This window comes from Shigella sp. FC1661, from assembly GCF_001712525.1.
Lineage (GTDB): Bacteria > Pseudomonadota > Gammaproteobacteria > Enterobacterales > Enterobacteriaceae > Escherichia > Escherichia coli.
Genome location: NZ_MDGW01000076.1, coordinates 1 through 8882, shown reverse-complemented (window position 1 = coordinate 8882; position 8882 = coordinate 1). Strand labels below are relative to the sequence as shown.

Genomic DNA, 8882 nt, shown 5'->3' with positions numbered 1-8882 from the left:
CAACACCCAGCGGGCACAGTTATCCGTTGCCATTGATTCCAGCCGTTCCGTGAACTGGTCACGGAGAAGATTGTCACAGTGCCAGCACAGACGGATTGCGCCTGGCGCGTGCCGCATTGTGGTCATGTTCTCGCTGTGCCAGTCGGAATGAGGCCACTGACAGCCCTTTTCACGAAGTAACCAGCTCTCAAGGCATTCCACGCCACCAGCACGACGGATCACCGCCTCATGGCGGAACACGGCCCGAACGGCAGGATCATCCGCCAGCGGTTGTGATGCTGCCGGAACGGCACCGCTGGCGAAAGATGAATAACGTTCCGGCTCAGGCTCCAGCAGGACACGCCCCTGCATAAACAGGGGCATCAGCTCTGAACCGGGCCTGAACAATACAATCCCCATTCGCGGGGCAATTTCAGGAGTCAACAATGCTCTCACGGTCACCTCAGCGAACGATATTGCATGAACGCAGGAGAAAAAATTCAGCCATCACGCAGTAAACTCCTTCACCAGCGTTTCAAACTGGCTTACCTGGCCTTCCAGTTCCGCCACGCAATCCACCAGCTCATCCACCGCCTTTTGTGTACGGTGTTTTGCCTGCAGCAGATCACGAAGCGCCGGAGTAAGCTGCTTGCGGAGCGTATCTTTTGCCACGCTCGTTTTTTCCATCTGTTCAGCACAACGAAGCATCTCCTGCGCCTGCCGACGAAGTTGTTCCGGTGAAACAGTGATTGTTCTGTTGTTCAAAATAAACGCTCCGTTTTACTGCCCGACATGCGGTTATTGCTGTATCTGCGCGGATTGCCCGGCGTCATGGGTGTGGAAAGAACCCGGGCACTCTCCTGGTCCACAGGCAGAAAATGTCCGTTATGAAAACGCCGGTAAATGGTCCCGAGCGTGCCATTACGCTGTTTCGTGATGTTGATTTCTGCTATGCCTCTGGCCTGAGTTTCCGGGTTGTATACCTCATCCCTGTAAAGCATCAGAATGATGTCGGCATCCGCCTCGATTTCCCCGGAGTTTTTCAGGTCCGAGTTCATTGGGCGTTTATTGGGTCTGGATTCCACGCCGCGGGAGAGCTGGCTCAGAGCAATCAGCGGAAAACCGCCGGATTTTGCCAGGCTTTTAAGTCCCTTTGAGATTTCCCCCACCGCAAGGTCGTGACGCCCCGTACTGCGGGTTTTAATCAGGCCGAGGTAATCGACCACCACCAGCGCCGTTTCCGGGTGTTTCATCCGGTGGTGCTTCGTGGTTGCACATATCTCATCAATGGGTCAGGTTTGCCTGGTCCACCATCCAGATATTACGCCCCGTCATTCGTCCCACGCCCTGCGAGAAACGCGCCCAGTCTTCATCTTCAAAACGGGCAACAGACTTAAGACGGGATACCGGCATTCCACCGGCAGCAGACACCATACGTTCACCAATCTGGATGTTCGCCATCTCCATGGTGAACAGAAGCACGCCATGCCCCTGCTCAGTCACCTTGTCGATGATGTCCAGCGCAAGTTCGGTTTTCCCCATCGAAGGACGGGCGGCAATGAATACCAGGTCTCCGGGCTCCATACCGCCCGTTTTTGCGTCCAGTTCATCAATACCGGTCATCAGCGCCCTGGATTTCTCCAGTCCCTGATTGCGGCATTCAACACGGTCGACCACTTCCAGAAGGACATCATCAATGTGAACCGGCTGAATGACGCCCTTTCCGGTCGACAGTGAGGCCATCATGTTCTGCACATCCTTCAGGGCATCCTCGGCTGCTTCACAGGTATACGCATCACGTAAATTCTGTAATGCTTCAGTCAGTGTTTTTTCTGCATCGCGCAGTGCGGCATTGCGCCGCAACGCTGCGACATAGTGCTCCAGTGAAGACTTCACCCAGGTTTTGCGTCCGGTGTCGGTAATCACCGGGGCAAGTTCCGGCATCTCATTGCACAGCAGTACGGGGTCAATGACGCCGGATATGCGAGCCTGTCTGCAAATCCCCGCGTAAATATCCCGGTACTGACGCACAAAAAATACATCCGCCGGAAGTGTGGCCAGAATATCCATCACTTCCGGATCGGCCCCACGCAGAAAAAACGCACCGATGACAGCGCCTTCCAGGTCATCGTTACGCCATGCCGGGGTGTTCTGGCTGGTCATGCGGCAACACCTCCGATACGAGAACGGTAGCTGGGCCAGTTAAACGACAACCAGTTGCGCCCGCCATCGGTGATCCTGTCGGCAATCCGGGGACTGATGAACGCCCACAATTCTTCCGGTGAAAGATTGCTGATCAAGATAGTTGGCAAAATACCCTCATACCGGGCATTGATAATTTCCTGCAAAATGGCCATTTCAGCCGCACTGCCAAACTGAACGCCGACTTCGTCGACAATCAGCAAATCCAGTGACGCATAATGCTCAATGACGTCATCCGCTGTTTTTTCACTGTCATTCCGCCAGCAGTTTTTCACAGCCCGGGTAAGGCGCATCACGTCGGTGATCTCCACACTGGCCAGATAGTTACGGATGATGTGTTTTGCCATTGATACCGCCAGATGATTTTTCCCGGTACCGCAACTGCCGGTCATAACAAGACTGGTACCGTTCTCCAGCATATCTGGCCAGTTCTCCGCATAGCGGCGACAGGCCGCAAGATTTCTGGCTGCGTCAGGATTAACCTCCAGATAATTATCAAACTCGCAGTCCCGAAAACGCAGAGCAATTCCGGCGTTATCAGTCAGTTCTTCCGCCTTGAGGGACGACAGTTCCATGGTCAAATAACTGGCCTCAGCGATCAAGCAGTCAGGGCAGCATGAAATTTTTTCTCTGTCCTCGCCATTACGATCGCTCCACACCAGTATATGCGTACGATATTTACCGTGTTTTTCGCAATATCCGCGACCTTCACGCATCAGGCAGGAACGATAAGGCCATGGCTTTTCGCCCTTCTGAGCAAATGCAATCTCTGCCCGTAACTCATCCATTCGCGCCTGTAGTCTTGTTTGTTTCTCACGTTGGTCAATCGTCATCATCGCTGTCACCTCAGAATGTCAATTTGTTACTGGATTTACCGAATTTGTCAGACATGGCTCCCAGGCCAGCCAGGACATCAACCTGTCGCTGTCGCCCACCTCCGTGAGCGGCTGGCTGTTGCCAGTAATCTTCGAAGTGACGATCGGGTCCAAAGAACGTCGCAGCCTGCTTCACGAACTGTGTGCCGGTATTTCCTGTAGCACGTACCCAGGCGGCATACCGCTTCACGCCATCAAGCATGGTCTCCGGTTTTATTCCTTCCCTGATACGGGCTTTCCAGGCTTTGAAGGCTGCTGACTTGGAATTGCCACCAGCACGTTTGGGATATTCCTGCCAGGCCTGTTCAAATTCCGGTGAATATTCCTGTCGGGCAGAACGCGCTGGCGCAGACGCGTCAGCGGATGCATCAATAGTGTTTTTAGTCTCCGTTGTAATCTCTGTATTTGTATCAACATTCGGCGTATCCCCTGTTCCGTTATGACGTCGGGGGGTGTTCCGTTTTAACGTAATAGCTGTATCGCTGATTGCATTATTGCTGTTACTTTCTGGCGAAACAGAAGAAGGTGTGGTGATGGCCGCAATTGCCTGTGGGTTGATCCCGACAAACAAAATATTGCTGCATTTCACCCCATCGAGCATTTCCACCGTGCGTAAATCCAGAGTAATAAACCCTGCATCGCGCAGACGCTTCAGCGCATCTGCGGTTTCCCTTTTCCCGAAACCAAACTGCTCAGCAAACGCCTGGTAGCTTCTTTGCAGTTTGTCGCCCTGAAAACGCTTGCGATATCCCAGCAACGCTCCGGTGTGCTCATCCCTGACCTCTGTCGGGCGGTACCAGTAAACGATCTCTGAAAGCAGAGCGATAGCCGTCGCATCCGGACGCCCACTGGGTAGTCGAATATATTTCCACCAGTTCGCAGGTGTAACATTGCCGGAAATATTAATTTGACCAATAGCCATAACTTCCGGTGTGGGGGCGTAACGGCTCATACAACCTCCTTCCGCGGCATGAGAATTGTGTAGCCACGCGCAGGTTGTAGTCTGGCTTTTGCATCAATAGTAAGCGTTGCAATTTTTCGGATATGAAGATAACCAGCTCTTTCCAGTGCCAGGGTTTCCCTGAATATCGCTTGCTTAGAACAACAGCAGAAATCAGCAAGCACCTGATGATCAATAACTCTCTCGCCTTCACCGTCTGAAGAACCCGACATCAAAACACGCAACATAATCAGGCGCTGAATCGGGTTATCGAAAGCACATCCGCACACAAACTGAAAACAGTTCACGCCACACCTCCCAGACGCTTAAACATTTTTCCAGACAGAAATACCGCCAGAGGGTAACTGATGGTGTAGCTACGCCCCTGTAGTTCGCACACGACTTTCTGGCTTTCAGCGTTGACTAGGCAAACCCGCAGAACGTGACCGTTGCTGGTGGCGAACCACTGCCCCACACGGGGGCAACGGTTGTATCGGTGATACAGGGAATTAACGATGTGGCGGATCATGGACGCACCTCCACCGTAGTTACGTATTTAACCGGGCTACCTTTCATTGAGATGGTTTCACACATCTCTGCCGCTTTCAGTTCCGCTGTTTTTCTGGATTTATAGCGACGGTGCCAGACAGATACATCCGTGCGAACTGATACATCGTTTCTGTATTCCGTAGTGGAGATGATGATTTCGTAACTAATCATGGGCGAACCTCCTTGTCAGAACCATTCAGCCTGGAATCAACAAGTGCAGCGCCAAAAACAGCATCACCAACACGGTCGTACAGTTTGCTAGCCAGCGGAGATTCAACGGCCTTAAGCATTGGATAAAGCTGGCTTGTCCAGATTTGATGGATTTCACGCAAATGCAGGTATACGCCTCTGGCGTTTCGTGCGACAGCTGACATATCAACCGCGTCAGCACCAGATAAATTCTTCTCCATCTGGTTAAAGGCGTTGATGTATGCCTCTTTGAACCGGGCTGCACGTTTGCCAGTAAAGCCCATAGCAAGGAACGCGAAGCCATCGCGGGTGATTTGATAGCAAGGTAGTTTGCGGCCTGTGCAATCGGTGTAATCACTGGGCTGAAAATTCAGCTCAGTGAATTCAACAGAGCACTCAAGCGTCTGGATTTTTTGAATAACGTTTTTGTGCTGCTTGCAGAAATATTCGGCAACGGCCAAAGAAGAGGTAACAGCCTTCCCATGGATAACATCAATTTTAGGGTGAGTTTGGGTAGGGGTGGTTGCCATAGTGACATCCTCATGTGCGAATTTTGAAAACTCACCACATGGGACGCCAATCACAGAGGTGGTGAGACGTACAGGGTTGGCGTAACCGGTCGCACATGACCCCGGCGCATCTTTCGATGCCCCTGCACGCCCCACCATAATTTGGATGTGAGGAAACGTGCGCAAAAAAACCGCTGAAGCGCGGTTATGCGCATGTGCGAATTTCAGGACGCCAATCCCGGCACCCGCTTTATAAGGTGCGGAGACAGTGTAACGTCCCGAAATTGCAGAATCAATATTTGGTCTTGAAATGATCATATAGCTGCTGATATCTTTAGAACTGTTCTTGGATGTTTCGGAGCCGTTTTATGCGAAACAGCTCCCCGTTATTGATGTTGAGTGAGCCGGGTTACTCCCGGCTTTTTTTCACCGCTGCCAACCAATAACCTGAAATAACCCCATTTTCGGGTGATACCAGCGAGTCCCTCGCGGTTCTGCTTCCTCCATAACCCGATAAAAAGCAGCCATAAACGGTTCCACAGCAACAATTGCGCGACGTGGCAACAATCTGTCCGGCGTCATGAACTCATGGGTGTCTGTAGGAATTTGATAGGCGTTCACCAGATTGCGGCATTTATCATCTGACAAACCGGTTTTTGCTTTCAGTTGGCGATATCCGGCATAGCCCTCACGAATAGTGCCCTTTTTAATTTGCTCGACTGTTTCAGCAACGTGGCTGACTTTTTCTTCCACCTGAGTGATCCGTTTCTGTTGGCGAACGGCTTCAAGAGCCATCGCGGCAACCATTTCGATTTCGCTCATTGGCTTACGGATCTGTTCTTCCAGTTCGCGCCAGCGATCTACCAGGCGAGCTGTGAATTCAGGACAGAGCTGTGCGACGACAATGATGCTGTCGCGCTTACCTCGTTCACCTTCGAATACATACGCGCTAGAAAATCGGCGAGGCCCAAGTGATTGTTTATTCTCAATTTCCACAGCCTGTGGAAATTGGATGATTCCCTTTTTAGCCAGTGTTTCAATAGTTCTCTTAACACTATCTGGTCGGCTTCCCACCAGCTCTGCGATCTCAACGCTGGTCATGGATGCTTTGCCGTTAAAAATTGCGGTGTTCATTGTTGGTCTCCTGTGGGCTTGTCATCTTCTGTATTCGCTAGCCTTGGGTGTGTATATGGAATGCTCGGATCCAGATGACAAAGAATGGCAACATCCTCCGGAACACCTCGCGTTTTCCACTTTCCAACACCTTGACTGCCACGAGGCCTTCCTTTCTTTGGGAACCTGCGACCAATAGCGGCATTGGTTTTAAATTGAATTTTTAATATTTCATAAAGGGTCATTCTTTAGTCTCACACCAGATACTTTGTTATTCAACGATGTTAACTGCGGGATTCCAAAGTATCAAGAAATTCTGTTACTTTCGTATCAACAGCCATGAGAGGAGAAGAAAAATGAAGTCTTTAGGTGAACGTCTCATCAACGCACGGCAAAAAGCTGGGTTAACACAAGATGCGTTGGCTAAAAAAGCTGGGATCACCAGAGTTGCAATCAGTAAAGCCGAGCAAGGCCTTACAAAAAGTTTCAACGGTGACACCCTTTTTAAAGTTGCAGCTGCACTGCGGTGTTCACCGCAGTGGCTTCAGAACGGAGATGAAAAAGATAAGCATTGGGAAAATAATGTTAAGAGCTGCCCACAGAGAGACACAGCACACTCTTACCCTGTAATTAACTGGGTTCAGGCAGGATTATTCGCAACTTCTGGTGATGACTACAACATGTATGATCAGGATAATTGGAGGCATTCTGTAAAATACGCTGGTGAGAGGGGGTTCTGGCTGGAAGTGCACGGAGACTCAATGACTTCGCCCGTAGGAATAACATTTCCTGAAGGAATGTCGATCCTTGTCAACCCAGATAAAGAAGTTTTTTCAGGGTGTTACGTCATCGCCAGAAAAAAATCCACCAATGAAGCAACATTCAAAAAATATATTTCTGACATGGGAAAGGCGTTTCTAAAGCCCCTTAATCCACAATATCCAATCATAGAAATGGACAATGATTGCGAAATAGTAGGTGTTGTGGTTGATGCCAGGTGGGATATTTTCTGACCAGACACAAAACACAAAAAGAAACCAAAGTATCAAAATAACTTGCCACAGCTTGACACCTTAGTTACCATAAAACAAAGTTCGTAACTGAGGTATCATCTCATGATCAATAAAGCTACAACTCTTGACTGTCTCGAAGAACTGAAAAACCTCGGCAGCCTCATTACACTAATAGCAAAAGCAACACCTGATGCTACACTCTCTAGCGATATAGAGTCATGCGCAGGACTGGCATGGGATATGACAAATAGCATATCCAGAAAGCTATCGTCAGCAATGCTTTTACAGAACAAAAATTCTGCAATCAACAACCGTCTTCGCACCCAACGCGAAGCCTGCGGCTTAACAACCGCCGAACTCGCCAGGCTGCTCGATCTCGATGAAGAAATTATCATCCAGTGGGAGAGCGGAGAGTATGAACCAACTATCAGTATGCTTATCCCACTGGCAAATATTCTTGGCTGCGATCCGATGTGGCTGTTAACTGGTGAGGTTACTCCTCCGGAGCAACCAAAAAGTGAGGAGCAGCAACACCATGACGCATCTCAACAAGTTTGCCCCTTATCTCGCGAAGCTCTTCTGCGGAAGAACCAATACCAATGGTGACATAATCGCCGCTTCGCCCTTCAAGGTACATGCGAACATTTTTATCAATCATTGCGGAAACAGTCTCAATATGAAAACACTTCTGAGACTCGCTATATAGCAGAACATATAAGTCAGCTGAGGAAGCCATGAAAAAGTTCGAAAACATAACTGTTCTCCATGTTGATGACTTTGATTATACAAACCCGGAACTTCTCCCGGAGGTTGTAAAGGCAATAGATGTTGCCGATATAGTGATTAGAGAAAAGAGAATTGTCAAAAACAGGCTCGCATGCACTTCAGGAGCAATGACAGAAACAACCTCACAGCAAGATAATTACGAAGGCATTTGTCTGGAGCCTGATTCATTTGCGGTAAATGTTTATCATTTATTGCATGCAACACAGGTATTACATATGTCCAGTAATCACGAAACGAAAACACTCGGCAGCGAAATTCTGAGTTTTGCATGTGAGTATACAAAAGCTGCTGCCGAAAAAGAATTAGCGCAATAACAACAAATATGCCCTGAACGTTTATTGCGGTTTTATCGCCGGGGATTGTTACAACCTTAATCCGCAGGAGGCTTTATTGTGACTTTTATAAAGAATATGGCATCACACAAGACCGCTGGATTTGCCCCTATATTTCCAGACATCTGTTATCACTTAACCCATTACAAGCCCGCTGCCGCAGATATTCCCGTGGCGAGCGATAACCCAGCGCACTATGCGGATGCCATTCGTTATAATGCTCGAACGCCTCTGCAAGGTTCTTTGCTGCCGTTAACCCGTCTGGTTTGGGCATGATACTGATGTAGTCACGCTTTATCGTTTTCACGAAGCTCTCTGCTATTCCGTTACTCTCCGGACTCCGCACCGCCGTGTTCTTCGGTTCAAGTCCCAACATCCGGGCGAACTGGCGTGTT

At 49.6% G+C, this 8882-nt stretch carries 13 protein-coding genes and 2 pseudogenes; 3 read left to right on the top strand and 12 right to left on the bottom strand.

All coding sequences use genetic code 11. The features are described from left to right. From BFF42_RS05690 to BFF42_RS27555, 11 genes and pseudogenes are all read right to left on the bottom strand, one after another. Window positions 1-435, bottom strand: a pseudogene (locus BFF42_RS05690) (DUF968 domain-containing protein); the annotation flags it as partial. A 51-nt stretch (window positions 436-486) separates the two neighbouring features. After that, window positions 487-744, bottom strand: a complete 258-nt coding sequence (locus BFF42_RS05685) for a hypothetical protein (RefSeq protein WP_001065349.1) — start codon at window positions 742-744, stop codon at window positions 487-489. Beyond that, window positions 741-2142: pseudogene (locus BFF42_RS05680) on the bottom strand (replicative DNA helicase). The gene BFF42_RS05685 and the pseudogene BFF42_RS05680 overlap by 4 nt, the downstream one beginning before the upstream one ends. Beyond that, a complete protein-coding gene (locus BFF42_RS05675; protein WP_024258584.1) occupies window positions 2139-3017 on the bottom strand; it encodes an ATP-binding protein in 879 nt (292 codons plus the stop codon). Before BFF42_RS05675 ends, BFF42_RS05680 begins: the two are co-directional and overlap by 4 nt. A 10-nt stretch (window positions 3018-3027) precedes the next feature. Next, window positions 3028-4008: a hypothetical protein gene (locus BFF42_RS05670; RefSeq protein ID WP_000092418.1), complete on the bottom strand. Its 981-nt coding sequence runs from the start codon at window positions 4006-4008 to the stop codon at window positions 3028-3030. Continuing rightward, window positions 4005-4304 (bottom strand): hypothetical protein, encoded by a 300-nt coding sequence (locus tag BFF42_RS05665; protein WP_000995578.1) that lies wholly within the window; start codon window positions 4302-4304, stop codon window positions 4005-4007. Before BFF42_RS05665 ends, BFF42_RS05670 begins: the two co-directional genes overlap by 4 nt. Beyond that, complete coding sequence (locus BFF42_RS05660; protein ID WP_000618007.1) at window positions 4301-4525, bottom strand: hypothetical protein; 225 nt, start codon at window positions 4523-4525, stop codon at window positions 4301-4303. Before BFF42_RS05660 ends, BFF42_RS05665 begins: the two co-directional genes overlap by 4 nt. Next, window positions 4522-4716: a hypothetical protein gene (locus tag BFF42_RS05655; protein ID WP_000626793.1), complete on the bottom strand. Its 195-nt coding sequence runs from the start codon at window positions 4714-4716 to the stop codon at window positions 4522-4524. The genes BFF42_RS05660 and BFF42_RS05655 overlap by 4 nt, the downstream gene beginning before the upstream one ends. After that, window positions 4713-5561 (bottom strand): Rha family phage regulatory protein, encoded by an 849-nt coding sequence (locus BFF42_RS05650; protein WP_000587264.1) that lies wholly within the window; start codon window positions 5559-5561, stop codon window positions 4713-4715. Before BFF42_RS05650 ends, BFF42_RS05655 begins: the two co-directional genes overlap by 4 nt. A gap of 108 nt (window positions 5562-5669) precedes the next feature. Next, window positions 5670-6377, bottom strand: coding sequence for a Rha family transcriptional regulator (locus tag BFF42_RS05645; RefSeq protein ID WP_039060150.1), 708 nt, complete (start codon window positions 6375-6377; stop codon window positions 5670-5672). Further along, window positions 6374-6601 (bottom strand): hypothetical protein, encoded by a 228-nt coding sequence (locus BFF42_RS27555; RefSeq protein WP_000177357.1) that lies wholly within the window; start codon window positions 6599-6601, stop codon window positions 6374-6376. Before BFF42_RS27555 ends, BFF42_RS05645 begins: the two co-directional genes overlap by 4 nt. A 111-nt stretch (window positions 6602-6712) precedes the next feature. Between BFF42_RS27555 and BFF42_RS05635 the strand changes: the two genes are divergently transcribed. From BFF42_RS05635 to BFF42_RS05620, 3 genes are all read left to right on the top strand, one after another. Then, window positions 6713-7369, top strand: a complete 657-nt coding sequence (locus BFF42_RS05635) for a LexA family protein (protein WP_000838344.1) — start codon at window positions 6713-6715, stop codon at window positions 7367-7369. Between the two features lie 102 nt (window positions 7370-7471). Next, window positions 7472-7975, top strand: a complete 504-nt coding sequence (locus BFF42_RS05630) for a helix-turn-helix domain-containing protein (RefSeq protein WP_000608404.1) — start codon at window positions 7472-7474, stop codon at window positions 7973-7975. A gap of 287 nt (window positions 7976-8262) precedes the next feature. Continuing rightward, window positions 8263-8469 (top strand): hypothetical protein, encoded by a 207-nt coding sequence (locus BFF42_RS05620; RefSeq protein WP_000141093.1) that lies wholly within the window; start codon window positions 8263-8265, stop codon window positions 8467-8469. A 127-nt stretch (window positions 8470-8596) separates the two neighbouring features. On the opposite strand, the gene BFF42_RS05615 is transcribed toward BFF42_RS05620, so the two are convergent. Then, window positions 8597-8882: integrase core domain-containing protein (locus BFF42_RS05615; protein WP_000318964.1), on the bottom strand; the 286-nt coding region annotated here is incomplete at its 5' end.